Raw genomic sequence first — 24,528 nt, forward strand, 5'->3', positions numbered from 1 at the left:
CGGTTGCACTGCGACCGGCCATCGGCGCGCCTGATGCCGGGCACCGCGCGCATCGCACTCAGGGAATCTCGAAGCCTTCGGGGTCGGTTGGGATGCCGTATTGCGTGAACAGTGCGGGCCCGATCTGCGAGACCGCATCACCGTCGCAACTGCGCTCGACTGCAGCGCCGCCAGTCGACGCGATCACCACGCCCGCCTTTTCCCAGCCACGGCCGATGCCGGTGTACAGCGTATGGACCTGCCCCTGGTGGTCGAAACGCAGGAAGGCACCGCCGCCGCCCGAGTACATCAACGTGCCGCCACGAAATGCCTGCGACGGCGTGGTGTCGTCGGACGGATAGACCGCGGGCGCCGCCGCGCCCTGCGCGGCGCCGTTTCGGTAGGTCATGCGCGCGCCGTCGGGCGACCCGCACAGCGCATCGACGCCCGCCGCGTGGCGGCAGCCGAACACGATGGTCTCGTCGTCCGGACAGAATGGGGCGGTTTCCGGCGCCGGCGCCGCAGCGCCGGCTGTGCCGAGCGAAGCAGCGGGCGTGGTGCGGGCGTCCGATGGCGATGCAGCGCCGGGGTCGGCCGTGGTGCTGGGGGGCGTCGTTGCACGATCAGCGTCGGAGCACGCAGCGAGCAGCAGCAGCGAGAGCGAGGCGGCAAGCGCTTTCATGGATAACTCCAGGCGGCCAGAGACCACGCCAGCCTGCCATGCCCCGTGTCGGCAGGCCGCGACCGCGGTCACGACCGGCGCCACATCCCCGCGCGATCGCCCCGGCAGGCACGCGCCGTCAGGAACTGCACGACAGCATCGAGCAGCCCGGCTTCGTGCGCGCCCAGTCCGGACGGCGGCCGGCGAAGGCATCGCGCCCCGGCTGGTCGGCGTAGGGGCGGCGCAGCACGTCCAGCAACTCCGCGATGCCCGCCGCATCGCCGCCCTCGGCGCGGTCGATCGCCTGCTGGGCCAGGTAGTTGCGCGGCACGTAGCGCGGATTGGCCGCGTGCATGCGCGCTCGCCGGCCCTCGGCAGGTTCGGCGGTGTCGGCCAGGCGCGCGGCATAGTCGCGCAACCACGCGACCAGCCCGTCCTCGACCGCCGCACGGCGCGCCGGCTCGTAGAACGCCTCGTCGACCACATCGAGCGACGGCGCGGCCGGGTCGAGATCGGCCAGCCCTCGGAAGAACAGCGTCATATCGACCTCTCCAGCCTGCAGCAGGCCGTACAGGCGCTGCATCAGCGCGACGTCGCCTTCGCGCGCATCCGGCAAACCGAGCTTGGCGGCGGTGTTGTTGCGATCGGCAGCGCCGTAGCCAGCGGCATAGGCGTCGAGCCCGGCCTGCAGCGGCGCGACCTCACCGAACAGCGGCGCGAGCGCCTGCGCCAGTCGCCCGAGGTTCCAGTGCGCGATGCGCGGCTGCCAACCGAAGCGATAGCGCCGGCCCTGGGCATCGGTGGTGTTGGGCGTCCATTCCGGGTCGTAATCGTCGACCCAGCCATACGGCCCGTAGTCGATCGTCAGGCCCAGAATCGACATGTTGTCGGTGTTCATGACGCCGTGCACGAAGCCCACGCGCATCCAGCCGGCGATCATTGTCGCGGTGCGGGTACAGACCTCTGCGAACCAGTCGCCGTACCGCGTCTCGCCCTGGCCGGCCAGATGCGGGAAGTCGCGCGCGATCGTGAAGTCGGCCAGCCGCTTGAGCAGCGCAAGGTCGCCGCGCGCGGCCGGCAGCTCGAAATGCCCGAACCGTACGAACGACGGCGCGACCCGACACACCACCGCGCCCGGCTCGGCGGCCGGATGGCCGTCGTAGAACATGTCGCGCACGACCGCATCGCCGGTGGCCACCAACGACAGCGCGCGGGTGGTCGGGATGCCCAGGTGATGCATCGCCTCACTGCAGATGAATTCGCGGATCGACGAGCGCAGCACCGCCCGCCCATCGGCCGTGCGCGAGTACGGCGTCGGACCGGCGCCCTTGAGCTGCAGTTCCCAGCGCTGGCCGTCGTCGGCGACGCCCTCGCCCAGTGTGATCGCGCGGCCATCGCCGAGCTGCCCGGCCCAATGCCCGAACTGGTGCCCGCCGTAGTTTCCGGCGAAGGGCATCATGCCCGGTGCCAGCGCGTTGCCGCCGAAGACCTGCGCGAACGCCGGCGAGGCGACGGTGTCGGCATCGAAGCCCAGCGCCTGCGCCATTTCGGCCGAATGCGCGAGCAGGCGCGGCGCGGCAACCGGCGTCGGCAGCACCGGCGACCACAGCGCGCCCTCGACCTGGCGCCGCCGGCTACCGGCCTCGGCATCGCCCGGCAGTTCGCGCACGAAGCGGTTGTCGAAGCGCAGGCCATGCGCCAGCGCGACCTGCGGCAGGACCGTCGCGCTCATCGCCCCAGCTCGTAGGGACCGCCGACCTCGAGCGCGCGTCGGTAGGCTGGCCGCGCATGGATCCGCTCGACGAAGTCGCGGATGCGGGGACCGACGTACTCGCCGGCGCGTGCCACCGCGGCCTCCAGCGGAAAGCTCATCTGGATGTCGGCCGCGCTGAAGCGCTCGCCGAGCAGCCACGGCTGCGCCTGCAATTCGCGCTCGACATAGCCAAGATGGGTGCCCAGTTGCGGGCCGACGAAGGCCTGCATCGTCCGGTCGGCGATGCCGCGTGCGATCGGCCGCACGAAGAACGGCATCGGCGCACTGCGCAGTCGCGCCATCACCAGGGTCAGCAGCAGCGGCGGCATCGCCGAGCCTTCGGCGTAATGCAGCCATTGCCGGTAGCGCAGCCGTGCGTCCTCGTCGCCCGGTTCGGGCGACAGCGTATGTGTGGTGTCGAAGCGCTCGACCAGGGTTTCGACGATCGCCCCCGACTCCACCAGTACGCGGCCATCGAGCTCGACCACCGGCGACTTGCCCAGCGGATGCACCGCACGCAGCGTCTCGGGGGCGAGCATCGTGCGGGCGTCGCGCTGGTAGCGCACGACCTCGTAGGGTTGCCCCAGTTCCTCGAGCAACCACAGCACGCGCTGGGAGCGGGAGTTGTTCAGGTGATGCACGCGGATCGTCGCCATCGGGTCCTCTGCGTTCGGCTCGTGGCCACCATGATGGGCCAGGGCATGACAAGACGCGGAGAATCGGGGTGGCCCGCGCACCGTGGGGCCCGGCAATCGCTGCAAGTCTGCCCCCCCGATGGGCCATGCCCGTTTGCTGCGCTCGCTCCGGATCAGGACCTCGCCGGGCCTCATCGCAGGTGCCCGCACCAGAACCGGGACCACGCCTGCGCTGCGCCCTTGACCGGCGTTCCCCTGGTGTTTGCGCCGTCTTTCGTCAATCCAGACGCCATGGCGGGTTACACTATGCGGTTCCCCCGACCGGCACTGCGCCGGCGCTACGAGAGACCGCACCATGAGCGCCGAGACGCCCATCGCCCCCGCTTCGACCCCCAAGTTCACCGACCTCGCCCTGCCCGAGCCGCTGCTGCGCGCGCTGGCCGGCGTGGGGTACGAGTCGCCGTCGCCGATCCAGGCCGCGACCATTCCGCCGCTGCTCGAGGGCCGCGACGTGCTCGGTCAGGCCCAGACCGGCACCGGCAAGACCGCCGCATTCGCGCTGCCGATTCTGGCGCGCATCGACCCGGCCGCCCAAAAGCCGCAGGCACTGGTGCTCGCCCCCACCCGTGAGCTGGCGATCCAGGTCGCCGAGGCGTTCCAGAAGTACGCCGCGCACATGCCCGGCTTCCATGTGCTGCCGATCTACGGCGGCCAGGGCTACGGCCAGCAGCTGTCGGCGCTCAAGCGCGGCGTGCAGGTGATCGTCGGCACGCCCGGCCGCGTGATCGACCACCTCGAGCGCGGCTCGCTGGACCTGTCCGAACTGCGCGCGCTGGTGCTCGACGAGGCTGACGAAATGCTGCGCATGGGCTTCATCGACGATGTCGAAGCCGTGCTGAAGAAGACGCCCGACTCGCGCCAGGTGGCGCTGTTCTCGGCGACGATGCCGACGCAGATCCGGCGCATCGCGCAGACCTACCTGCGCGAGCCGGTCGAGATCGCGATCAAGGCGACCACCACGACCGCCGCCAATATCCGCCAGCGCTACTGGATGGTCAGCGGCACCAACAAGCTCGATGCGCTGACCCGGATCCTGGAAGCCGAGCCGTTCGACGCGATGATCATCTTCGCGCGCACCAAGCTGGCGACCGAAGAACTGGCCGAGAAGCTCTCGGCGCGCGGCCTGGCCGCGGCCGCGATCAACGGCGACCTCGACCAGAAGCAGCGCGAGAAGACCATCCAGCAGCTCAAGGATGGCCGCATCGACGTGCTGGTCGCGACCGATGTCGCCGCGCGCGGACTGGACGTGGAGCGCATCAGCCACGTGCTCAACTACGACATCCCCTACGACACCGAGAGCTACGTGCACCGGATCGGCCGCACCGGCCGCGCCGGACGCAGCGGCGAGGCGATCCTGTTCGTGGCCCCGCGCGAGCGCGGCATGCTCGGCGCGATCGAGCGCGCGACCCGACAGAAGATCGAGCAGATGCAACTGCCGACGGTCGAGATCGTCAACGAGCGCCGCGTCGACCGCTTCCTGGAGAAGATCACCGGCGCGCTGGAGAGCCCGCAGCTGGCGCAGTTCCGCGATCTGGTCGAACGCTACGAGCGCGAGCACAACGTGCCCGCGGTCGAGATCGCCGCGGCCCTGGCGACCCTGGTCCAGGGCGACACGCCGCTGCTGCTCGACCCGCCGCGCAAGCCCGAGAAGCCGTTCGAGCGTGAGTTCGTCGAGCGACCCGGCGGCCGCGAGGCCTCGCGCGCCGCACGCGAACCGCGGGAACCCCGCGAGCCCCGCGCGCCGCGCCCCGACCAGGGCCCGCGCGAGCCCGACGTGGGCATGGAGACCTTCCGCATCGAAGTCGGCTACGTGCACGGCGTGCAGCCGGGCAACATCGTCGGCGCGATCGCCAACGAGGCCGACCTGGAAAGCCGCTACATCGGCCGGATCGACATCCGCGACGACTACAGCCTGGTCGACCTGCCCGAAGGCATGCCGCGCGAACTGCTCGAGCACCTGAAGAAAGTCCGCGTCGCCGGCCAGTCGATCCGCATGCGCCGCGCCGAGGAGGCCGACATGGCTGCCGCCCCGCCGCGCACTGGCAAGCGGCCGTTCGCAGGCAAGCCGCACGGCAAGCCCGGCTTCCGCCCCGGCGGCCCGCGCAAAGGCCCCCGCCGCGACTGACTCCAAAACCGCGGTCAGAGTCGAATTTCACCCGAAAATCCACTCTGACCCCGGTTGTTGTCGAAATTCGACTCTGACCCAGGTTTTGGGAATGCCTAGAATCGGGGGATGCCCCGCATTCTTGTCTTCCAGCATGTCGCCGCCGAGCCGCTGGGGACGCTCGATCCGCTGATCCGCCGGCGTGGGCATCGAATCCGCTTCGTCAACTTCGAGCGCGAACCCGATGCGCAGCCCAATGTCGACCGCTACCGCGGCCTGATCGTGCTGGGCGGTCCGATGAACGTCGAGGACCGGCATGCGCGGGCGCACCTGCTGACCGAGTTGCGCGCGATCGAGCGCATGCTCGAACTCGGCCGTCCCGTGCTGGGGATCTGCCTGGGCGCGCAGTTGCTGGCGCACGTGCTCGGCGCGCCGGTGCGGCGCATCGCACGACCGGAGATCGGCTGGTATCCGCTACGCAGCACCGAGGCCGGGCTCAGCGACCCCGTGCTCGCCCCGCTCGGCGCAGGCGCGCCTGTGTTCCAGTGGCATGGCCGGCATTTCGACATCCCCAGCAGCGCCGTGCACCTGGCACGCACCGACAGTTGCGAGCAGCAGGCCTTCCGCTACGGCGACAACGCCTACGGGTTCCAGTTCCACCTGGAGATGGACGCGCCGCTGATCGAGCGCTGGCTCGGCACGCCGGCCTATCGCGACGAGCTCGCCAGCGCAGGCCTGCCGCACGACGCCGAGGCGATCCGCGCACTCACCGCCCAGCACATCGCCCCGATGCAGGCGCGCGCCGAAGCGGTCTTCAATACCTTTCTCGACCTGGTCGGCCGTCCCGACCGCCGCTTCGTGCTGCCGTCGCGGGAGTTTGGCTGAGCCGCCCCACCCGCCTCCTCTCCAGCACAGCGGGCCGATGCACCACGATGAGCCGGACGGGGCGGCACAGTGCGCGCGTTACCGCGTTCCGATGTCCGGCAGCGATACATCCGGCAGCCGGACATCCGGCCCCAGCACATGCCAGACCTCGGCCAGCGGCGGCCAGCCCAGATACGGTGCCAGCCACCAGTAGGCGGCGACCAGGATCAAGACGGTCACCAGCAGACGCAGCACCACGCCGGCCACCTTGAAGGCGAGCCAGATGCCGACGATGACCAGCACGAAGCCGAGCCAGCTCATGCGGCCTCCGCGCCGTCGTGCAGCGGGCGCAGTGCGGGGTCGAGCGCGACGCGGTCGTCGAAGACGAAGCAGCGGCCGTCGTAGCCGAAGCCGCCCACGCGCTCGAAGTAGCCCAGGATGCCGCCGTCGAGCTGCAACACGTTGTCCATGCCGTCGGCGCGCATCCAAAGCGCCGCTTTCTCGCACCGGATGCCGCCGGTGCAGAAGCTCACGACGGTCGCATCGCGCAGCCCGTCGCGGTGCGGCGCGAGCGCATCGGGCAGCTCGGTGAAGTTGTCGATCGGCAGGGTCAGCGCGCCGGCGAAGCTGCCGTGGGCGACCTCCTCGCGGTTGCGCGTGTCGAGCAGCACCAGCCGGCGACCGGCATCGTCGTGGCCCTGCGCGATCCAGCGCGCCAGATCTTCGGGCGCGACGTCGGGCGCGCGCGCTGGTGCGGCCAGGGGCATTGCGTCGGGCCGGCGAAAGCTGATGATCTCGGGCTTGACCTTGACCTTCAGGCGCGCGAACGGCACCGATTCACTGCGACTGCGCTTGACCTGCAGCGTGGCGAAGCGGGGATCGCTGCGGACCGCCGCGACCAGTGCATCGATCGCCTCGACGCGGCCGGCCAGGAACAGATTGATGCCCTCAGGCGCGACAAGCACCGTACCGCGCAGCTCGCCGGCTTCGGCCAGCGCGCGCAGCCAGTCGGCGACGGCAGTCGGGTCGTCGATGGCAACAAAGTGGTAGGCGGCGAGGTTGTCGATCATGGACGCAATTGTAGCGGTGCCCGCCCACGGCCTCTGCGCCGACGTGCGCTCCCTGCGGGAATCGGTTGGAAGCGCGCGAACGATCGGGGCGCCGAACAACCGGAGCGAGACATGTGCGCCAATCTTGGTAGTCGAGACGTTCCGCCCGCGGGCCCATGCCCCCCACCCCAACCCTTCCCCGCGCCGCGGGGGAGGGAGCACGACCGCATCGGCGTGCCGTTGTTGCGGCACAGCCGCCCTGCCCCTTCATCGGTAGGAGCAAAGGTTGAGGCCGCGGAAAGCGGGAGCGAGACATGTGCGCCGATCTCGGGAGTCGAGACGTTCCGCCCGCGGGCCCATGCCCCCCCCAACCCTCCCCCGCGCCGCGGGGGAAGGAGCACGATCGCATCGGGGTGCCGTTGTTGCGGGACAGCCCTCGCGCCGCGAGGAGGGCGCGCGATCGCAATGGCGTGTGGTGGCTGGACCTCAGCGCTCGTAGTTGTCCCGCACGAAGCGGTCGAACAGACGCACACCATAGGCCGATGCGCCGGCCGGGGTCGTCGGCAGTTCGTTGCCGTCGCGCCAGGCCATGCCGGCGATGTCCAGATGCGCCCAGGCCCGGCCCGGATCGATCCACTCGCCGATGAAGTGCGCCGCCGTGCCCGAGCCCGGGCGGCCGCCGCCGTTGCGCAGGTCGGCGATCGGCGATTCGAGCAGCTTGCCGTAGCCCGGATGCATCGGCATGCGCCAGACCGGCTCGCCGGCCGCCTGGCCGGCGGCGGTGAGCTGCGCGGCCAGCGCATCGTCACGAGTGAACAGACCGGCGTAATCGTTGCCCAGCGCGGTGACGATCGCGCCGGTCAGCGTGGCGATGTCGACGATCACGCGCGGGTTGTCCTGGCGCTGGACGTACCACAGCGCATCGACCAGTACCATGCGCCCCTCGGCATCGGTGCTCATGATCTCGTAGGTCTTGCCGGACGCGGTACGCACCACGTCGCCGGGACGCGCGGCGGTGCCCGAGGGCATGTTCTCGGCCAGTGCGGCGACGGCCACGGCGTTGACCTTGGCGTTGCGGCCGGCGAGCGCGAGCACGGCACCGGTCGCGCTGGCCGCGCCGGTCATGTCGTACTTCATGCGCCACATGTTCTCGCTGCCCTTGATCGAGATGCCGCCGGTGTCGAAGGTGATGCCCTTGCCGACGAACGCGACCGGGGCCTCGCCGCGCGCGCCGCCGTTGTAGCGCACGACCATCAGCCGCGGTGGCCGCGCACTGCCCTGCCCCACGGCCAGCAGGCTGCCCATGCCCAGCTTCTCCATCGCCGGCACGTCGAGTACCTCGATGCTGACGTTCGACTTGCCGGCGAAGGCTGCACGCGTGCGTGCGACGAACGTCTCCGGGTACAGCACGTTGGCCGGCTCGGTGACGAGATCGCGCGCGAACGCCACACCCTCGGCCACCGCCTTCCAATCGCCGTCCCACTGACGCGCAGCATCGGCGCCGGCGGGACTGCGCACGACCAGGGTGCCGGTGCCGGTTGCTTCGGTATCGCCACTGCTGCGGTATTTGTCGAAGCGGTACTGGCCCAACGCGGCGCCGAACGCGAGGTGCGCGGCGGCGCCCGCTTCGGTGCCCTCCCACAGCACGTCGACCTGCGGCGCCCGACTGCGCGCGGCGAACCGTCCGACGAGGCCGCCGACGTCCTCGATCCGGCGCGCATCGGGCGTGCCCGCCCCGGTCCCGATCAGCAGCACGCGGTCGTAGCCGGCGATCCCCGGCAGATCGAGCTGGCTGTCCGCCCTGCCGCTGAAGCCGGCAGCGGCGATGGCCCGCGAGAGTGCGCCTTGGCTGGCGTCGTCGATCCGCGCGAACGCACTGCTGCGCACCGCGCCATCGGTCGCTTCCGGGACCGCCAGCACCAACGTGCCGCCGGCCGGGGCCTGTGCGCTGTCGAAGCGGATGTCGCGCTGCGCGGCGGCAGGCAGGGCGAACGTGGCGATCAGGCTCGCGAGCAGCAGCGGCTGCAGCGGTCGGGGTCGGCGCATGGAATCTCCGAAGGGCGATGGGCGGGCCCGCGCACGCGGGCAACCATCGACCTTAACAATGCCGGCGCGTCTGACGCCGTGCCGATGGTCATGCCTGCCGAACCGCGCTCACGCTTTCGGCGAGCCGTCCTTCGCAAGATGGCGACTGGCCCACATGTTGTCGACGAGGTTGGGATAGCGCCGGCCGTTCTCGTCGGCCCGCTGCTGCGCTGCGTTCTTCTGCGCCGTGCTCAACCGGGTGCGTGCGGGTCGCGGCTTCGGATTCGGCCGTGTCCAGGGCTTGCTCTTGGGTTTGGGCTGCGCGCGGGTCGGCGTGCCGGACATGGCGATGCGCTCATCGAGTGCGAAGGATCGCCCGTCCCCGTCCGCCGGCAGCGATGCCGGCCAGGACGACGACGGGACGGGCGCGAGCTTGCAGCGCCTGACGTCGCCCCGGCGTGACGTAGGCTCAGCGCGAGAGCATGTACCCGGGCACCGCCATCAGCCCGATCGTCGCCACGATCGCGGCGACGATCAGCACCACGCGCAACGGATTCTCGCGCAAGATTTCGGCGAAGGTCTCGGCGGTCCCGTCGCGCTCGGCCTGGGCCTGCGCGGCGCGCGCCTGGGTCTGGCGCTTGGCCTGGTAGTCGGCCATCAGCGCCTTGGCGCGCGGCAGGTCATCGTTGTCGCGCAGCCAGATACCGCCCTGCGAGATCCCGAACGGGCTGGGCCGCGTCTGGTACCAGTCGATGCGTGCCTCGTCGAGGAAGGCGCGCACGTCGGCGGCCTCGTCTTCGGGCACGTAGCGCAGGTTGAGCAGCAGTTTGGCCATGGCGATCGAAGAAAACGGAGACGGCGGCGCTGCAGCGGCAGCGTGCGCCGATGATAGCCCGACCTCAGCGCTTGGTCGTCACCGCGCGGCGCAGGTTGTGGCGCGCCTGGGCATCGAGGCGCGCATGGAAGCCGTCGTCGAGATACAGCCGGTCGCGCGCCAACAACGACTTGAGAAAGCGTCGACGGTTGAGCGCATACAGCCAGCGCGGGACGTGGCGGTACTCGGACGCGATGCCGCGATCGTAGGCATCGAACGCGGCTGGATCGGCGCCGAGAATCGCCATGTCGCAGTCGAGGAAGCGCCGGGTGTCGTCGCCCTGCGCATCGTGCGGGAAGTCATCCGGCGCGAGGCTGCCGTGGCGCGCGGTGAGTTCGATCAGCTCGACCACGCGCGCGACATCGACGTCCGCCTCGGGCAGCCAACGCGCGATCGCCTCGGCCGCCAGCTGCGCCGAGCGTGTCTCGTTGTCGCCGCGGCCGGCCTCGTAGATGGCGTCGTGGTAGAGCACCGCCAGCCACACCTCGACCGGCTGCGCCCAGCCCTCGCGCGCGGCGACGGCATCGTAATGGCGCAGCAGCTCGGTCACATGCTCGAGGTTGTGATAGGCGCGCGGCGGCGTGGCGTAGGCGGCTTCCAGCGCAGCGCGCATCGGCGCCGGCAACGCGATCGGGGCCGGCCGGGTCATGTGGCCACCCGCCACGGCCGCACCACCAGCAGTGCGCCGACGCCCACCAGCAACGCGCCGAACACCCGCATCGCATCGATCGGGCGCGGCTGCGAGAGCACGCCGAAGTGATCGACCAGCAGCGAGCCGACCAGTTGCCCGGCCACGATCAGGCAGATCATGCCGGCCGCGCCGAGCCGCGGCACCAGCAAGGTGCCGCTGAACACGAACACCGCGCCGATCAGCCCGCCCAACCACAGCCACGGCGGCAGTGCGACAAGCTCGCGCAGCGTCGGCCAGGGCGTGCGGCTGGCCACCAGCACCAGCCCGAGCGCGCAGGTGCCGACAGCGAACGAGACGAAGGACGCGAACAGCGCCCCGTGGGTCAGCGCGCCCAGGCGCGCGTTGAGCAATGCCTGCAGCGGCAACGCCATGCCCACGACCGCAGCGAGCGCGATGCTGGACAACAGCCAGATGTTCATGCGGGACTCCGGCACGGCGGCGGATCAGTCTACGTGCCGCGGCCCGCGTCTGCGCGCGCTCACGCCGCCGGGCGGTCGCGCGGCAAGGCCAGCAATGCCCCGAGACTCAACAATGCCGCCACCGCGAGATAGGCACCGACTGCGTGCAGGCCGAAGCGCCCGCCCAGCCAGGTCGCCAGGTACGGCGCGAGCGAGGCGCCGAAGATGCCGGCCAGGTTGAACGCCAGCGACGCGCCGGTATAGCGCACCGTGGCGGGGAACAGCTCGGCCAGCAAGGTGCCGACCGGGCCATAGGTCAGGCCCATCAACCCCAGGCCGAGCATCAGGAAGGCGAGCGTGGCACCGGGACTGCCCGCGACGAACAATGGTGCGAATCCCAGGCCGAACAGCGCGATCGCGATGCTGGCCAGGATCATCGTGCGACGACGGCCGACGCGATCGGCATACAGCGCCGAGACCGGAATCGTCGCGGCGAAGCACAGTACGCCGACCAATTGCAGCAGCAGGAACTGCTCGCGGGTATAGCCAAGCTGCGCGGTGCCCCAACTCAGCGCGAAGACCGTCATCAGATAGAACAGCACGAACGTCGCCAGCGCCAGCAGCGTGCCCAGCACCACGCCGCGTCCATGGCGCAGCAGCACTTCGCGCATCGGCAGGCGCACCCGCGCATGGCGATCGAGCACACGCTGGAAATCGGGCGTCTCGGTGATGCGCAGGCGCACCCACAGGCCGACGAGCACCAGCAGGGCGCTGGCCAGGAACGGAATGCGCCAGCCCCAGGCGAGGAACGCGGCCTCGTCCATCAGCCGGCCGAGCAGCAGGAAGGTCGACGTCGACAGGAAAAACCCCAGCGGCGCGCCGAGCTGCGGAAACATGCCGTACCAGGCGCGCTTGCCCGGCGGTGCGTTCTCGGTCGCGAGCAACACCGCCCCGCCCCACTCGCCTCCCAGGCCCAGGCCCTGACCGAAGCGGCACAGCGCCAGCGCGATCGGCGCGGCGATGCCGATCTGGGCGTGGGTGGGCAGCAGGCCGATGACGACGGTGGAGATGCCCATCGTCAGCAATGCGGCGACGAGCGTGGCCTTGCGGCCGATGCGGTCGCCGTAGTGGCCGAAGACCGCCGAGCCGATCGGGCGGGCGATGAACGCCAACGCGAACGTGGCGAGCGATTGCAGCGTGGCTGCGGCCGGATCGGCGTCGGGAAAGAACAGCGCCGGAAACACCAGCACCGCGGCCGTGGCGTAGATATAGAAGTCGAAAAACTCGATGGTCGTGCCGATCAGGCTGGCGAACAGCACACGGCCTTTCGAGTTGGGCGGCGTCGAGGACATGGCGAAGGCAGCGCGGGGGGAGCCGGCATTCTGGACAGGACGGGCCGTGGCTTGCAAAGGTGCGGACTGCGCCGCGGAACGTGGCCCCCATCCCACCTTCCACCCGTAAAGGGCGCAATGCCCCGTAAACGGGGGAAGAAGCTAAAAGCCACCATCGCGCGAGAGCACCTCCCCCGCCTGCGGGGGAGGTCGACACGCACAGCGCGTCGAGCGGGGGCACGGGCTGGTCGCAGAAAGCGGCCCCCATCCCAGCCTTCCCCCGCCTGCGGGGGAAGGGGCCAAAAGCCCTCATCGCGCGGGATCCACCTCCTCCGCGTGCGGGGATCGCGCGAGATCAACCTCCCCCGCGTGCGGGGGAGGTCGACACGCGCAGCGTGTCGGGTGGGGGCGCGGGCCCGCCCGACACGCTCCCCGATCAGAACGTGGTGCGCAGCGACAGGGTCACGTTGCGCGGCTCGCCGTAGAAGTTGCCGCGGCCGGTGGCGGAGATTCGGGTGTAGTAGACCTTGTCGAACAGGTTGCCGACATTCAGGCGCACGGTCAGGTTGTCGCGCACCCGATACCCGATCAGCGCATCGACGACGGCGTAGCCGCCCTGCCGCACCACGGTCGGCACGGCGACGTACGCGCTGCCGCCTTCGACCGGCGAGTACCAGTTCACGCCCGCGCCCAGCTGAAGGCCTGCGAGTGCACCGGCGGTCACGTCGTAGTGCGTGAACAGCTTCAGGCCGTGCTTGGGCGAGATCCGCGTGAACGGCCGGTTCTCGTTGGTGGAGTCCTTGGCGTAAGCGTTGGTGTTGTAGGCGTAGCCGCCGAAGATCGACCAGTTGTCGGTGATGCGGCCATTGGCTTCGAGTTCGACGCCCTTCGACTCGACTTCGCCCTCGGCGACGTAGAAACCCTCGTTGTCAGGGTCGGGCTGCGCGCGCCCGACCTGGTCGATGCGGTAGGCGGCGGCGCTGAGCAACAGACGGCCGTCCATCAGTGCGCCCTTGACGCCGCCCTCCCACTGCTCGCCGCGCGAGGGATCGATCAGCCGGCCGGCCGCCGTGCGATTCTGCTGCGGCTGCAGGCTCTCGACGTAGCTGCCATAGGCCGTCCACTGGGGGCTCAATTCGTAGGTCAGGCCGGCGAACGGCGTGACTTCCGAGGGCATGCGGTTTTCGGTCCACGGCCCCAGACGCACCGGCTGCGGATTGCTCAGGCTGGGACGGTCGCGGGTGAAGCCGTCGCGCTCTTGGATCTGCCACTGGCTCAGACGCGCGCCGGCCAGCAGGTGCAGGCGCTCGCTCAGGCTGAGGTTGGCGTGGCCGTACACGCCCCACTGGCGGGTCTTGCTCAGGCCGCCACTGTTGGGCTGATAGCCGGGACGCGGGATCGCGGTATCGGGGTTGAACACGTCGATGCGCGCAAACGCGCTGTCGCGCCATTCGACGTAGCTGTAGTCGCTCTTCTGCAGGTCCGCGCCGATCAGCACGTCATGGTCGCGGCCGAACAGTTCGAACGCGCCGCCGACGTTGACATCGACGCTGGTCCAGCGCTCGGTGGTGTCGCCGTAGTAGGCGATCTGGCTGACCCAGCCGTTGTCCGGCCGCACCGCCCCGTTGCCGACATAGGCGTAGTAGTTCTCGGACTCGTCGCGGGCGCGCTGGAACGTGACCTTGGCGCGCCAGTCCTCGCCCAGGCGCCAGTCGAGTTCGGCAAAGCCGACAATGCTCTGGCTGTCGAGCGCGTTCCAGTCGGCGCCCAGATAGGTGGAACGCCGGACCGGCAACAGGCCGCCGCCCACGTACCCCGGCAGGCCGGTCTGGATCGGCGCCAGATAATCTTGGTAGTGCGCACCGACCGTCAGCGTCGCGGCGTCGCCCAGGTCCAGCGAGGTCACGCCATAGGCGACATAGCGCTCGCGGCGGCCGACGTCGTAGAACATGTCCGATTCGTGCGCCGAGGCGGCGAAGCGGCCACGCAGTTGCCCGCCTTCGACCAGCGGTCCGCCGACGTCGATCTCGGCGCGGGTGTTGTCCCAGCTGCCGGCCAGCAGCGCGCCGCTGGCGTGGAATGTGTGTTGCGGGCGCTTGCGCACGAGGTTGATCGCACCGCCGGGCTGCGCGGCACCGGAGAACAGGCTCGACGCACCGCGCAGGACCTCGACGCTCTCGTACACGGTCAGGTCCGGACGCGGACCCGGGTAGCCGGTCGAGGGCACGCCATCGATGAGATAGGTGCTGATGTTGAACCCGCGCGAGATGTAGGTCTGCCCCTCGGAGCTGACGCCCGTCACCGTGATGCCCGGCGTCTGCAACAACGCGTCCTCGAGCGTATAGAGATTGCGCAGCTCGATCTGCTCGCGTGAGATCACCGAAATCGTCTGCGGAATGTCCTTCAGGTCCACCGCCTGCTTGATGCCGGCCGCGTAGCGCGTGCCGTGCACGTCGACCTGGTCGAGCGAGGTTGCGTCCGCGTACCGGCCGCTGTCGTTGTCTTCGGCCTGCGCCATGAACGGCGCGGCTGCCACGAGCACCCCGAGCGCCAGCGCCAATGGACGACGGGCCGGCGGCGCAGTGGCGGGGACCGAGGCGCCGAGCGCGGGAGACGACACAGCGGGGCGGACAGGTCGAGCGGTACAACGGGACATGGGGGTTCCTCGGACGACAGGCAAAAGGCGGCACGCATCGCGCGCTTCGAGCGTCGCGACGGGTGGCAGGGAGGGCTGGCCGGCGAGCGGTCTCGCGCGGTTGGCGGCTGCGGCGGATCAGCGCCGGATGAATGCGCCGAATACGAGAATGATTATCGTTCGTTAACGAACTGTCAACGCCCTGCTTCGCTTGTCGACGGCGGAAATGCCTGGTCTTTGCATCCGCACCGGTCAGAGAGGGCTCGACCCCCGGCATGCTGTCCATATGATTAGGCGCCACATCATATGGCGGCATTCAATGGAACTGGCGCAGAAGTACACGGCGTTGTTGCAGGAAGCCAAGCAACGACAGCGCCCGGATGTCGACAGCATGGCCCTGTGCTTCCGGACGCTGTCGCTGGCCGCAGCCATCGATCGCGACTGCGCCGCGCTGCTGGCCCCCCACGGATTGTCGGAAGGACGCTTCGTCCTGCTCTTCCTGCTCGACGCCGGGGAAGGACTGGCCCCCCACGTACTGGCCGAACGCGCAGGCGTCACCCGCGCCACAGTGACCGGGCTGCTCGACGGTCTGGCGCGCGACGGCCTGATCGAGCGCAGGGCCGATCCCCACGATCGCCGCGCCTTGCGCATCCATCTCACCGACCAGGGCAAGCAGCGGGCGCGCCGGGTCTTCGATGCGCACACTCGGTGGATCGCCAGCCTGTTCGGCGGGTTGACCGTAAGCGAGCGCACGCAACTGGCGACGCTGCTGGACAAGGTCGCAACGCGCCTGCCCCCTGCCCTGCAGGCGGCGGCGCGATGAGCGCGCCGGCCCGGCGCACGGGCGCCACCCGCGCATCTGACATCCCGGCCGAGGTGCTCAAGGCGCTGTCGCTCGGCGCCTTGCCCACTGCGACCCTGGCCGAAGGTCTCGCGGTCGATCAGGCCCGGCTGTTGCGGGCGGTCTTTCCGCATTTGCCGCCGCATGCCCTGGCCGATGCGGATGCTGCCTGTCAGCTGGGGATTCTCAAGCGCATGCACACGATCGCCGAGGTGTTGCTGCAGGCCTTGGGTCCGGCCGGCATCGCGCACTGCCAGGCGCATGTCTCGGACACGGTGCGCGGCTGGGCCTGTTTCATGATCGGCCGACAGCCGGGCATCGACCTGCCGCGCCGGCTGCAGGCGATCCGGCCATTGGCCGACGACCCGCACTTCGGCGTGCGCGAATGGGCATGGATGGCGGTTCGCCCGCACTTGGCACAGAACCTGGAGGCCGCCATCGCGCAGCTGACCGCATGGACCGCTTCGCCGTCCGAACGACTGCGCCGCTTCGCCAGCGAAGCCTTGCGCCCACGCGGCGTGTGGTGCGCGCATATTCCAGCACTCAAGCAACAGCCGCAGACCGCGTTGCCCATCCTCGAACCGCTCAAGGCCGACCCCGCCGCCTACGTCCAGGACTCGGTGGCGAACTGGCTCAACGATGCGGCGAAGGATCGTCCCGACTGGGTACGTGGGCTCTGCGCGCGTTGGCGTCAGGGGCAACCGACCGAGGCCACGCGCCGCATCTGCACTCGCGCCCTGCGCAACCTGGCCTGACAGGCGCGCAGGCGTCGCGCTTCACACCAGGTCGCCGGCCTGCGCATCGCATCCGCGCAGGCGGACGCTGCCCCACAGCGCAAACAGCAACACCGCGGCGCCGGCCACCAATCCGACGGCAAAGCCGGCACGCGTGCCGCTGTGATCGACGACCTGTCCAGAAACCGCCGCCCCCAACGCCACGCCGACATTCAAGCCGGCCAGCAGCCAGGTCATGCCTTCCGTCAATCGATGCGCGGGCACCACGCGCTCGATCAGCGACATGGCCACGATCATCGTGGGCGCAAAGAAGAGTCCGGCGACGAAGACCGTCCCGGCGAGTGCGCCGATGCTGTCGACCAGCCACAACGGCAACGTCGTCGCAGCCGTCGCCAGTCCGCCTGTCAACAACTGCCGATGCAGCGGCATCGCCAGGCGCACGGCGCCGAACAGCAATCCGGCCAGACACGATCCGAAGGCGTAGGCCGACAGCACCAGGCTGGCGGCAGCGGGCTGGCCCATCTGCCCGGCGAACGCCACGCTCACGATATCCACCGTGCCGACGATGACGCCCATCGCCAGCATCAGCAGCGCCAGCAAGCGCACCTCGGCCAGACGGATCACTGAGCCCGAGCGATCGTCGTCGCGCCCCTGCCCGGCGGCCGGCGGCTCGGTGCCGCGCTGCACGACCAGCGCCGCGGTGCCCAGGGTCAGCAACAGGGCTGCCGCCAGCAGGCCGGCCTGGGGCCAGACGACCACCGACAACCCCACCGACAGCGGCGGCCCTGCGATGAAGGCGACCTCATCGAGCACGGTTTCCAGCGAGTACGCGGTCTGCAGCCGCGACTGTCCGCGATAGAGCGCCGTCCAGCGCGCCCGCACCATCGCCGACATGCTCGGCATGCAGCCGGCCAGCAGCGCGCCCGGAAACAGCGCCCAGTCGGCAACGGGCCAGTGGGATCCTGCGATCAGCAGCACGAAGCCAGCAACGCTGATCGCGGTCGCGACCGGCAACACGCGGCGTTGCCCAGACTGGTCCACCCATCTCGAGATCTGCGGCGACAGCAGCGCATAGGTCAGCACGAATGTCGCCGACACTGCGCCCGCGAGCGCATAGCTGCCGCGCAGTTGCGCCAGCATCGTGATGATGCCGATGCCGGCCATCGGCAACGGGAGTCGGGCCAGGCCGCCGGCCAGCACCAGCCCTCGGGTGCCGGGCACGGCGAACAGTTCGACATAGGGATTGCGCACACGGGTCTCCTGGAGGCGCTTGCCGCGGTCGAGCGGCAAGCAGACAATACATACATCGCGTATGAATCCAATCGTAGATTCATACGCATCGTATGTAAACACCACAGTGTCTGTATCGAGGAGATGGCGATGGTGCGTCGCACCCGCGCGGAGATGGAGAAAACCCGAGCGGCCTTGCTGGCTGCCGCCCGCGACGCGTTCGCCCGCCATGGCTATGCCGAGGCGTCGATGGATGCGTTCACTGCGCAGGCCGGGCTGACCCGAGGCGCGCTGTACCACCACTTCGGCGATAAGCCGGGCCTGCTGGCCGCCGTGGTCGCGCAGATCGACGCCGAGATGGACGCACGCCTGCACGCGCTCTCCGAGGCGGCCGACACGCCCTGGACCGGACTCACCAGCCGCTGCCGCGCCTACTTGGAAATGGCCTTGGAACCGGAGATCCAGCAGGTCGTGCTGCGCGATGCCCGGATCGTGCTGGGCGGTGCATCGGCGCAGTCGCAGCACGCCTGCATTGCGTCGATGCAGAGCCTGCTCGAAGCGCTGATGGCGCAAGGCGTTATCGCCACAACCGACCCGCAGGCGCTGGCCGCATTGATCCATGGCAGCCTGGCCGAGGCTGCGTTCTGGATTGCGACCGGCGACGACGGCCCCACGCGACTGGCGCGAAGTCTCGATGCGCTGGACCTGCTGCTGCGCGGGCTACTGCGCGTCGACTGAGAGTGAACGCCTGGCCACGAGCCACAAAAAAGCCCCGGCGAGCCGGGGCTTTGAAGCCAGCATGTCAGCCGGGCCGAGACACCGGCCGAAGCATCAGCCGCGGTCCTTGAGCTCCTTGAGCGCGTGCTTGCGGGCGCGCAGCTCGTCGTGGGTCGCACGGACCTCCGGCAGCAGACGGGTCACGACATCGCGCGCGGCCGGCGGCGTGTCGGCGTCGCGGGCGGCCTCATCGAACGCCTCGAGCAGGCGGTCCTCCGACTCTTCCAGCTCGGCGACGTAGCCGTATTCCTTGTCGCCGAACGCAGCACGCACCTTGCCGTAAAACTGCTGCAGCGTGCCGACCATCGTGCCCGAGGTCTCCGGCTTGCCGCCGACGGCCTGCACTGCGGCGCTCAGGTCGGTGACCAGCTGCGACTTGTGCGCGGCGATGCGCGAGAACAGCGTCTTGAGCTCGGCGTGATCGACCTTCTGCGCCGCCTCCTCATAGAAGTCCTTGCCGTCGCGGGCGATGGCGATGAGGTCGTTGAGCGTATGCGCGGACTTGTTGGTCATCTGGGTCTCCGATCGAATTGGGGGGATGGCGCGGCGCGAGCGCGATGCGAGTCGCGGGCCGATCGTCCAGGCGGGCAATGACTGCGCGTGGCCGTGGAGCGATGGGGGCTACCCTAGAGGCCGGTCGGGCAAGGACACGTGACGCGCGAGCGACGATCTTGTGAAAGCGCGTCAGCGACCTCTGTGGTCTGCGCCCGTTGACGAAGCACGCCTGCACTGGCCATGGGCACATTGCCCGACACGCCCTTTCATCGATCGCCGTTCTGGACATGCCAGCCGCCCATCTCGACCCCGCCCCCCAAACGCGCCCACCGCACATCCGCCACGCGCATCCCTGGCGGGTCACCGTCGTCGCCTGCCTGGCGGTCACCGTGCTGACCGGCCTGGCGGGCGCGATGGTGCCGACCGTCAAAGCAACAGACCTTTACTTGACACTGGGCCCGTTGCTGATGGTGCTCGTGATGCTGATCGGCGCAATGGTGGCGGCGTTGCCCGGCACGGCCGTCATCGCAATCGTCGCCTGATGGGTCGGCATCCGCCGCTGGGGCTATGCGCTGGTGGTGTGCGCGAGCGCCCACCTTGCATTTGTCGCCTTCCTGGCCGGCTACAGCCTGTCCTTGTACGACGCGCCAGGCGCCCATCGGCGAGCGGCCGCGCAAGCGGAGATGATCGATCCGACACACGCGCACCGGGCGCGGCTGCAGTCTGCTATCGCACGCCAGGATGTCGCGGCGTCGCAGAGGGCCCCAGGCCCCTTGCAAGCCGACCAGGATCGACGCGCGATCGGCCTGCTGGCGGCTGGACGGACGACGATGCGAACTGCGCGCACGCGCCAATCCGATGCGATGGATCGAACGGATCCTGCCGAAGCCCTGCACCTGTGGTCGCGCGACACCGCGGCCCCGGCCGAGACACGGCCGGGGCCTGCGCCTCAACCTGCGGCGTCCGCCTTCGGCAGCGCGTAATCGAGCTGGTAAGCCGGCGGCTCGCCGCCCGGCCCGGTCAAATAGTGGGTCATCCATTGCACCAGGCGCAGCGAGTAGTCGTAGCGCGAAGCGCCGCGACTGTTGCCGTGGCCTTCACCTGGATACAGCACCAGGCGCACCGGGGCCTGGCCGGCCAGCTTGAGGTACCGGTAGAGCATGTAGGACTGCATCACCGGCACGCGCGGGTCGGCTTCGCCGTGCAGGATCAGCGTCGGGGTGCGCGACTTTTGCGCGTGCGTGATCGGGCTGGCCTGGCGGTACATCTCCGGGCTCTCCCACGGCCAGGTCTGCATGTGCACCTGGTACTGCTCGCGCGGGATGTCGCCGGTGGTGACCAGGCTGGCCTGATCCGAGATGCCGACGAACATCACTGACGCGGCGAAGCGCTCGCTGTAGTAGGTGGCGCCCCAAGCGCTGGCGTAGCCGCCGTAGGAGCCTCCGGTGATGCCGACTTTGTCGCGGTCCACCAGGCCGATGTCGACCAGGTGATCCACGCCGTCGACCAGGTCGTCGAACTCTTCCATGCCCGGCCGGCCGTGGTCGAGCTTGGAGAACGCCACGCCGCGCCCGGTGCTGGCGCGGTAGTTGGGGAAGAACGAAGCGAAGCCTTGCGCGGCCAGCGTCTGCGCCGGCTGTGCGTAGCTGTTGAGCCAACCGTTGACGTTGTGCGACTCGGGGCCGCCGTGGACGACCACCACCAGCGGCACCCGCGCATTGCCCCGGCGCTCGAGCGGATGCACCAGCAGGCCTTCCAGTTCCAGGCCATCGCGCGCGGTGTAGCGCACCACCTCCTGCCGCGCCAGACGCACGTCGGCGAGCCACGGGTTGCTGTCGGTCAGCCGCCGCGCTTCGGCGCTGCCGGCGGCCAGGTGAAAGACCTCGGACGGGTGCGCCGGCGTGCTGCCGACCAGGGCGATGTCGCCGGTGCGCGCCACGCTCAGGCCCATGTGTACGGGGCCTGCGGCCGGCAGCAGGGTGCGCTGGCCCGTGCCGTCCACGGCGATCTCGGCCAGCCGGCTCTGTACACCCTCCTGGCTCAGGAACACCAGCGTCGACGCATCGCGCCAGCCGACATGCCAGACGTGGCCTTCGAGTCCGGGCAGCAGATCGCGCTGCGCGCCGCCGGTCTTGCCGACCACGGTCAGCCGGCCTTCGCTCGGATCGTTCGCGTCGGCAGCCGAGATGATTGCCAGGTGCTCACCATCCGGGCTCCAGGCGATTTCGCCGAGCTTGCCGGGGTTGTCCACGCGGCCCAGTTCGCGGCCCTCGACCGAATAGATGCGCACGCGCGCGTCGACCATCATGTCGTCGGTGAGTTGGCGCGGGGCCACGACCACCGCCAGCCGGTCGCCGGCCGGGCTCCAGCGCACGGTGCGCACGCTGCCCTCGATCGCGAGCTTGCGCGGCGATGCGCTGCCGCCCAGGTCGGCGATCCACACCTCGACCGGGCGCCAGTCCTCCTCGTAGACCTTCTGCGAGAAGCCCTGCTCGCGCAGCTGCTTGCGCGTTGCATCCTCCGGCTGCGCGGCCAGCAGTACGGCGCGGCGGCCGTCGGGCGAAAGATCGAAACTGCTGATGTCGCCGCTCAGGTGCGCAACCGCGGTCGATTCGCCGCCACGCAGTGGGATCGTGTACAGCCGCCGGGTCGCGTCGCCTTCGCGCTTGCTCAGATAAGCGATCGACTGCCCATCGGGCAGCCAGCGCGGTGCGGACACATCCACCTGCCCGGTCACGAATCCACGGTCACGGCCTGCGCGGTCCACTACGTGCAACTCGCTGCGCGCCGGACCATCGGGATCTTTGCCCAAGGTGCGCGGCACCGACAGGACGTAGGCCACTTCGCTGCCGTCTGGGCTGATCGCGGCCTGGTTCGCGGCCCGCGTCTGCGCCACCTGTTCGAGCGTCATGCCCGCGCTCTGGCGCGCGGCGACGGCCGGCGTCCCGGTCGCCAGCACCAGCGCGCAGGCGATCCCCATGATCCAACGTTGCATTCGGGTTCCCCGATCGAAAGACAGCCCCGGACTTTGACCGGCTTCGGCGGGGGCGCAACGGCGCGCGGGCCGAGCGGCATCGAGACGCCAGACGAAGCCGCGCCTGTCCGCCACGCGCGCCCCATTCGACGCTATCGCAGGCGCCCGACAGCGGCCAGATGGCGCTCTCGCATCAGAAGGAATGCGGGCAAGGCGAGCGAAGGGCCGACAACCAGGCATCCAAGTGGAAGCCACAGCCTGCGCATCTGGATCCGCCGCCCTTCGGCAACGATCAGCACGATGACGACGATTCCAGACACGAGCACATCCGCCCAGGCGAATGCGGAAACAGGGCTCGCCATTGCTTCAGACATCAATAGCGGAACATCGAGGCCATACTGTGCAAGCCACGGCAGGAACCGCGAGAGCGGAAGCACAGCGCCCAACACGCACAGCGCGAGATAGATCAATTGCATGCTGCGTCTCCCCGTGTCCTCATCCGCGGAAAATACAAGCCGCCTATCTCCAAGCTTCCCATGCGCTGACCCGCGACGTGGGTCACATCGCTAGGGCGTGCGCGCGGCCATCGTCCTGTGCCGCACCACGCGCGCGGCGATACGCACAAACACCTCCGGCAACAACGCGCGCACCTGTTCGGGCACCCGCGCCACGAGCGCCTCGGCCTCCAATGCCGGCAACGGCCCGCGCCAAGCAAATGCAACCCGGTTGCTCATCTTCGGCTCGTCGACTACCAGCACCTGCGTCTGGCCGAAGGCCTGCCGCAGCCGGGCCACATGCGTCTCGGGATCGCGCACGTACAGATTGCAGGCCAGCACGCCGTCGGCGACCAGCGCGTCACGACAGGCGTCGTAGAACGCCTGGCTCGACAGTGCCGCCGGAATGCCGTGCTCGTCGTAGCCGTCGACCAACAGCAGGTCGAAACGGGCCGGACGCGACGCCACGAACCGCGCGCCGTCATCGATCACGACTTCCAGTCGTGCGTCGTCGGCCGGCACGCCGAACTCCGTGCGCAGCGCGACCACGTGGGGGTTGTTCTCGACCACCTCGATCCGCGCGTCCGGCAGGTGGCGATAGGCGAACTTGGCCTGCGAACCGCCACCCAGGCCGATCATGCCCAGCATCGCCGGTGCCGGCTGCCATAGCAGCGCGGCGAACATGGTGCGCGTGTAGTCGACCAACAGCCGATCGGGATCGCCGCTGACCATGCGGCTCTGCGTCTGCCGCCGCACGAACTGCAGCGAGGTGAAGCCGTCATGCCGGCGCACGTACGGCCGCTTGGGTGCGCCGCGGCCGCGCCAATGCGCCAGCCATCGCGCCCACCACGGCGCCCCGCCGGTGTCGTCCCCCTGCCCCATGCCGGCGCTCAGCGGTTGGACCAGCCGTGCGGCACATGCCCGGCGGCGACGTGCGGCCGCGCCGAATCGATGTTGTGCTGCGAATCGTCGAAGAAGATGTCCGCCCCGAACGCATCCAGGAACGGCCCCTTCGGCCGCCCACCGAGGAACAGCGCCTCGTCCAGGCGCACGCCCCAGGCGCGCAGCGTGCGGATGACCCGTTCGTGCGCCGGTGCTGAGCGCGCAGTGACCAAGGCCGTGCGGATCGGCGCGTCCTTGCCGGCCGGGTACGCCGCCTGCAGGTCGTGCAGCGCGGCCAGGAACCCACGGAACGGGCCGCCGGTCATTTCCTCGCGCGCACGCTCGCGCTCGTGCTTGTGGAACGCGTCAAGGCCACCTTCTTGCGACAGACGCTCGCCTTCGTCGCCAAAGATCACCGCATCGCCGTCGAATGCGATCCGCAACTGATCGTTACGATGCGCCGGCGCGCGGGCCGGGATGATCGTCGCCGCCGCGATGCCGTTCTCCAGCGCCCGTCGCACCGAATCGGGATTGGCCGACAGGAACAACTGCGTGCCGAACGGCTTGATGTAGGGCCAGGTCGGCTCGCCTGAGGTGAAGGTCGCCCGGGTGATCCCCAGGTTGTGGTGCTGGATCGAATTGAAGATCCGCAAGCCCGTATCGGCCGAATTGCGCGACAGCAGGATCACCTCCACGCGCGGGGCATCGGGCGGCGCATCGACGTTCAGCGCCAGCAGCTTGCGGACCAGGGGAAATGCGATCCCCGGCTCCAATACGTCGTCCTCGTGCGCCCGCTGGTGCTCGGCGTAGGCCTCGATCCCCTCGCTCTCGAACAGCGTGTGGCTGTCCTCGAGATCGAACAATGCCCGCGAGGAGATCGCGACGGTCAGTGTGGGAACGAAGGTGTCGGGCATGAAAGGCATTCGCGCAACGGAAGGGCGGGCCCGCTCCCTGCCGCCGGGCATGGCGCCCTGCGACCGAGGCGGATCTGATGGGCGCGGCGGCGCGCCGTATCGGCCTGCACCGTGTACGGGCCGACCGC

25 protein-coding genes are annotated in these 24,528 nt (G+C 69.7%); 7 read left to right on the forward strand and 18 right to left on the reverse strand.

Annotated features, from left to right (window positions below; genetic code table 11):
- Nucleotides 1-58: 58 nt before the first annotated feature.
- From BEN78_16380 to BEN78_16390, 3 genes are all read right to left on the reverse strand, one after another.
- Entirely contained in the window at nucleotides 59-661 is a 603-nt protein-coding gene (locus BEN78_16380; protein ID ASR44707.1) for a hypothetical protein, read from the reverse strand.
- A 118-nt stretch (nucleotides 662-779) separates the two neighbouring features.
- Entirely contained in the window at nucleotides 780-2,372 is a 1,593-nt protein-coding gene (locus BEN78_16385; protein ID ASR44708.1) for a hypothetical protein, read from the reverse strand.
- Nucleotides 2,369-3,049 (reverse strand): glutathione S-transferase, encoded by a 681-nt coding sequence (locus BEN78_16390; protein ASR44709.1) that lies wholly within the window; start codon nucleotides 3,047-3,049, stop codon nucleotides 2,369-2,371. The genes BEN78_16385 and BEN78_16390 overlap by 4 nt, the downstream gene beginning before the upstream one ends.
- 334 nt (nucleotides 3,050-3,383) lie before the next feature.
- Here BEN78_16390 and BEN78_16395 point away from each other — a divergent pair, with 334 nt between their 5' ends.
- Nucleotides 3,384-5,213 (forward strand): ATP-dependent RNA helicase, encoded by a 1,830-nt coding sequence (locus BEN78_16395; protein ASR44710.1) that lies wholly within the window; start codon nucleotides 3,384-3,386, stop codon nucleotides 5,211-5,213.
- Nucleotides 5,214-5,321: 108 nt separating this feature from the next.
- Nucleotides 5,322-6,077, forward strand: a complete 756-nt coding sequence (locus tag BEN78_16400; GenBank protein ASR44711.1) for a hypothetical protein — start codon at nucleotides 5,322-5,324, stop codon at nucleotides 6,075-6,077.
- A gap of 78 nt (nucleotides 6,078-6,155) precedes the next feature.
- Here the strand turns inward: BEN78_16400 and BEN78_16405 are convergent, their stop codons facing one another.
- From BEN78_16405 to BEN78_16445, 9 genes are all read right to left on the reverse strand, one after another.
- Nucleotides 6,156-6,377: a hypothetical protein gene (locus BEN78_16405; GenBank protein ASR44712.1), complete on the reverse strand. Its 222-nt coding sequence runs from the start codon at nucleotides 6,375-6,377 to the stop codon at nucleotides 6,156-6,158.
- Nucleotides 6,374-7,126 (reverse strand): sulfurtransferase, encoded by a 753-nt coding sequence (locus tag BEN78_16410; protein ID ASR44713.1) that lies wholly within the window; start codon nucleotides 7,124-7,126, stop codon nucleotides 6,374-6,376. The genes BEN78_16405 and BEN78_16410 overlap by 4 nt, the downstream gene beginning before the upstream one ends.
- A gap of 465 nt (nucleotides 7,127-7,591) precedes the next feature.
- On the reverse strand, nucleotides 7,592-9,151 hold the full coding sequence (locus tag BEN78_16415; GenBank protein ID ASR44714.1) for a hypothetical protein: 1,560 nt from the start codon (nucleotides 9,149-9,151) through the stop codon (nucleotides 7,592-7,594).
- Between the two features lie 108 nt (nucleotides 9,152-9,259).
- Nucleotides 9,260-9,475, reverse strand: coding sequence for a hypothetical protein (locus BEN78_16420; GenBank protein ASR44715.1), 216 nt, complete (start codon nucleotides 9,473-9,475; stop codon nucleotides 9,260-9,262).
- Between the two features lie 124 nt (nucleotides 9,476-9,599).
- Nucleotides 9,600-9,965 (reverse strand): hypothetical protein, encoded by a 366-nt coding sequence (locus BEN78_16425; protein ASR44716.1) that lies wholly within the window; start codon nucleotides 9,963-9,965, stop codon nucleotides 9,600-9,602.
- A gap of 64 nt (nucleotides 9,966-10,029) precedes the next feature.
- Nucleotides 10,030-10,653: a hypothetical protein gene (locus BEN78_16430; protein ID ASR44717.1), complete on the reverse strand. Its 624-nt coding sequence runs from the start codon at nucleotides 10,651-10,653 to the stop codon at nucleotides 10,030-10,032.
- The gene (locus BEN78_16435; GenBank protein ID ASR44718.1) at nucleotides 10,650-11,114 is read right to left on the reverse strand and encodes a hypothetical protein; all 465 of its coding nucleotides are present in this window, start codon (nucleotides 11,112-11,114) and stop codon (nucleotides 10,650-10,652) included. Before BEN78_16435 ends, BEN78_16430 begins: the two co-directional genes overlap by 4 nt.
- A gap of 59 nt (nucleotides 11,115-11,173) precedes the next feature.
- Complete coding sequence (locus BEN78_16440) at nucleotides 11,174-12,445, reverse strand: MFS transporter (protein ASR44719.1); 1,272 nt, start codon at nucleotides 12,443-12,445, stop codon at nucleotides 11,174-11,176.
- Nucleotides 12,446-12,860: 415 nt separating this feature from the next.
- Nucleotides 12,861-14,984, reverse strand: a complete 2,124-nt coding sequence (locus BEN78_16445; protein ID ASR44720.1) for a hypothetical protein — start codon at nucleotides 14,982-14,984, stop codon at nucleotides 12,861-12,863.
- Nucleotides 14,985-15,378: 394 nt separating this feature from the next.
- Here BEN78_16445 and BEN78_16450 point away from each other — a divergent pair, with 394 nt between their 5' ends.
- Both BEN78_16450 and BEN78_16455 read left to right on the forward strand, forming a co-directional pair.
- The gene (locus tag BEN78_16450; protein ASR44721.1) at nucleotides 15,379-15,882 is read left to right on the forward strand and encodes a MarR family transcriptional regulator; all 504 of its coding nucleotides are present in this window, start codon (nucleotides 15,379-15,381) and stop codon (nucleotides 15,880-15,882) included.
- The gene (locus BEN78_16455) at nucleotides 15,879-16,655 is read left to right on the forward strand and encodes a DNA alkylation repair protein (protein ASR44722.1); all 777 of its coding nucleotides are present in this window, start codon (nucleotides 15,879-15,881) and stop codon (nucleotides 16,653-16,655) included. Before BEN78_16450 ends, BEN78_16455 begins: the two co-directional genes overlap by 4 nt.
- Nucleotides 16,656-16,676: 21 nt before the next feature.
- Here BEN78_16455 and BEN78_16460 read toward each other — a convergent pair whose 3' ends face one another.
- On the reverse strand, nucleotides 16,677-17,885 hold the full coding sequence (locus tag BEN78_16460; GenBank protein ASR45202.1) for an MFS transporter: 1,209 nt from the start codon (nucleotides 17,883-17,885) through the stop codon (nucleotides 16,677-16,679).
- Nucleotides 17,886-18,014: 129 nt separating this feature from the next.
- On the opposite strand from BEN78_16460, the gene BEN78_16465 reads away from it, so the two are divergent.
- Nucleotides 18,015-18,602, forward strand: coding sequence for a TetR family transcriptional regulator (locus BEN78_16465; protein ID ASR45203.1), 588 nt, complete (start codon nucleotides 18,015-18,017; stop codon nucleotides 18,600-18,602).
- Nucleotides 18,603-18,695: 93 nt separating this feature from the next.
- On the opposite strand, the gene BEN78_16470 is transcribed toward BEN78_16465, so the two are convergent.
- On the reverse strand, nucleotides 18,696-19,154 hold the full coding sequence (locus BEN78_16470) for a hypothetical protein (protein ID ASR44723.1): 459 nt from the start codon (nucleotides 19,152-19,154) through the stop codon (nucleotides 18,696-18,698).
- 269 nt (nucleotides 19,155-19,423) lie between these two features.
- On the opposite strand from BEN78_16470, the gene BEN78_16475 reads away from it, so the two are divergent.
- The gene (locus BEN78_16475) at nucleotides 19,424-19,678 is read left to right on the forward strand and encodes a hypothetical protein (GenBank protein ID ASR44724.1); all 255 of its coding nucleotides are present in this window, start codon (nucleotides 19,424-19,426) and stop codon (nucleotides 19,676-19,678) included.
- A gap of 33 nt (nucleotides 19,679-19,711) precedes the next feature.
- A complete protein-coding gene (locus BEN78_16480; GenBank protein ASR44725.1) occupies nucleotides 19,712-20,119 on the forward strand; it encodes a hypothetical protein in 408 nt (135 codons plus the stop codon).
- Here the strand turns inward: BEN78_16480 and BEN78_16485 are convergent.
- The 4 genes from BEN78_16485 to BEN78_16500 form a co-directional block, all read right to left on the reverse strand.
- Nucleotides 20,086-22,116: a hypothetical protein gene (locus tag BEN78_16485; GenBank protein ID ASR45204.1), complete on the reverse strand. Its 2,031-nt coding sequence runs from the start codon at nucleotides 22,114-22,116 to the stop codon at nucleotides 20,086-20,088. The two genes, BEN78_16480 and BEN78_16485, sit on opposite strands and share 34 nt — an antisense overlap.
- 146 nt (nucleotides 22,117-22,262) lie before the next feature.
- The gene (locus BEN78_16490) at nucleotides 22,263-22,586 is read right to left on the reverse strand and encodes a hypothetical protein (protein ID ASR44726.1); all 324 of its coding nucleotides are present in this window, start codon (nucleotides 22,584-22,586) and stop codon (nucleotides 22,263-22,265) included.
- A gap of 90 nt (nucleotides 22,587-22,676) precedes the next feature.
- On the reverse strand, nucleotides 22,677-23,486 hold the full coding sequence (locus BEN78_16495; GenBank protein ASR44727.1) for a hypothetical protein: 810 nt from the start codon (nucleotides 23,484-23,486) through the stop codon (nucleotides 22,677-22,679).
- A gap of 8 nt (nucleotides 23,487-23,494) precedes the next feature.
- Nucleotides 23,495-24,400, reverse strand: a complete 906-nt coding sequence (locus tag BEN78_16500; GenBank protein ID ASR44728.1) for a 5'-nucleotidase — start codon at nucleotides 24,398-24,400, stop codon at nucleotides 23,495-23,497.
- Nucleotides 24,401-24,528 lie beyond the last annotated feature (128 nt).

It is taken from the genome of Xanthomonas citri pv. mangiferaeindicae (assembly GCA_002240395.1).
GTDB classification, from domain to species: domain Bacteria; phylum Pseudomonadota; class Gammaproteobacteria; order Xanthomonadales; family Xanthomonadaceae; genus Luteimonas; species Luteimonas citri_A.

Excerpts from the sequence above, each read along its gene's own strand:
- BEN78_16395 (ASR44710.1), top strand. The coding sequence starts at position 3,384 with ATGAGCGCCGAGACGCCCATCGCCCCCGCTTCGACCCCCAAGTTCACC.
- BEN78_16495 (ASR44727.1), bottom strand. The coding sequence starts at position 23,486 with ATGGGGCAGGGGGACGACACCGGCGGGGCGCCGTGGTGGGCGCGATGG.
- BEN78_16425 (ASR44716.1), bottom strand. The coding sequence starts at position 9,965 with ATGGCCAAACTGCTGCTCAACCTGCGCTACGTGCCCGAAGACGAGGCC.
- BEN78_16465 (ASR45203.1), top strand. The coding sequence starts at position 18,015 with ATGGTGCGTCGCACCCGCGCGGAGATGGAGAAAACCCGAGCGGCCTTG.
- BEN78_16435 (ASR44718.1), bottom strand. The coding sequence starts at position 11,114 with ATGAACATCTGGCTGTTGTCCAGCATCGCGCTCGCTGCGGTCGTGGGC.
- BEN78_16470 (ASR44723.1), bottom strand. The coding sequence starts at position 19,154 with ATGACCAACAAGTCCGCGCATACGCTCAACGACCTCATCGCCATCGCC.
- BEN78_16385 (ASR44708.1), bottom strand. The coding sequence starts at position 2,372 with ATGAGCGCGACGGTCCTGCCGCAGGTCGCGCTGGCGCATGGCCTGCGC.
- BEN78_16380 (ASR44707.1), bottom strand. The coding sequence starts at position 661 with ATGAAAGCGCTTGCCGCCTCGCTCTCGCTGCTGCTGCTCGCTGCGTGC.
- BEN78_16410 (ASR44713.1), bottom strand. The coding sequence starts at position 7,126 with ATGATCGACAACCTCGCCGCCTACCACTTTGTTGCCATCGACGACCCG.
- BEN78_16400 (ASR44711.1), top strand. The coding sequence starts at position 5,322 with ATGCCCCGCATTCTTGTCTTCCAGCATGTCGCCGCCGAGCCGCTGGGG.
- BEN78_16450 (ASR44721.1), top strand. The coding sequence starts at position 15,379 with ATGGAACTGGCGCAGAAGTACACGGCGTTGTTGCAGGAAGCCAAGCAA.
- BEN78_16405 (ASR44712.1), bottom strand. The coding sequence starts at position 6,377 with ATGAGCTGGCTCGGCTTCGTGCTGGTCATCGTCGGCATCTGGCTCGCC.
- BEN78_16420 (ASR44715.1), bottom strand. The coding sequence starts at position 9,475 with ATGTCCGGCACGCCGACCCGCGCGCAGCCCAAACCCAAGAGCAAGCCC.
- BEN78_16430 (ASR44717.1), bottom strand. The coding sequence starts at position 10,653 with ATGACCCGGCCGGCCCCGATCGCGTTGCCGGCGCCGATGCGCGCTGCG.
- BEN78_16455 (ASR44722.1), top strand. The coding sequence starts at position 15,879 with ATGAGCGCGCCGGCCCGGCGCACGGGCGCCACCCGCGCATCTGACATC.
- BEN78_16440 (ASR44719.1), bottom strand. The coding sequence starts at position 12,445 with ATGTCCTCGACGCCGCCCAACTCGAAAGGCCGTGTGCTGTTCGCCAGC.
- BEN78_16485 (ASR45204.1), bottom strand. The coding sequence starts at position 22,116 with ATGGGGATCGCCTGCGCGCTGGTGCTGGCGACCGGGACGCCGGCCGTC.
- BEN78_16390 (ASR44709.1), bottom strand. The coding sequence starts at position 3,049 with ATGGCGACGATCCGCGTGCATCACCTGAACAACTCCCGCTCCCAGCGC.
- BEN78_16500 (ASR44728.1), bottom strand. The coding sequence starts at position 24,400 with ATGCCCGACACCTTCGTTCCCACACTGACCGTCGCGATCTCCTCGCGG.
- BEN78_16475 (ASR44724.1), top strand. The coding sequence starts at position 19,424 with ATGCCAGCCGCCCATCTCGACCCCGCCCCCCAAACGCGCCCACCGCAC.
- BEN78_16490 (ASR44726.1), bottom strand. The coding sequence starts at position 22,586 with ATGCAATTGATCTATCTCGCGCTGTGCGTGTTGGGCGCTGTGCTTCCG.
- BEN78_16415 (ASR44714.1), bottom strand. The coding sequence starts at position 9,151 with ATGCGCCGACCCCGACCGCTGCAGCCGCTGCTGCTCGCGAGCCTGATC.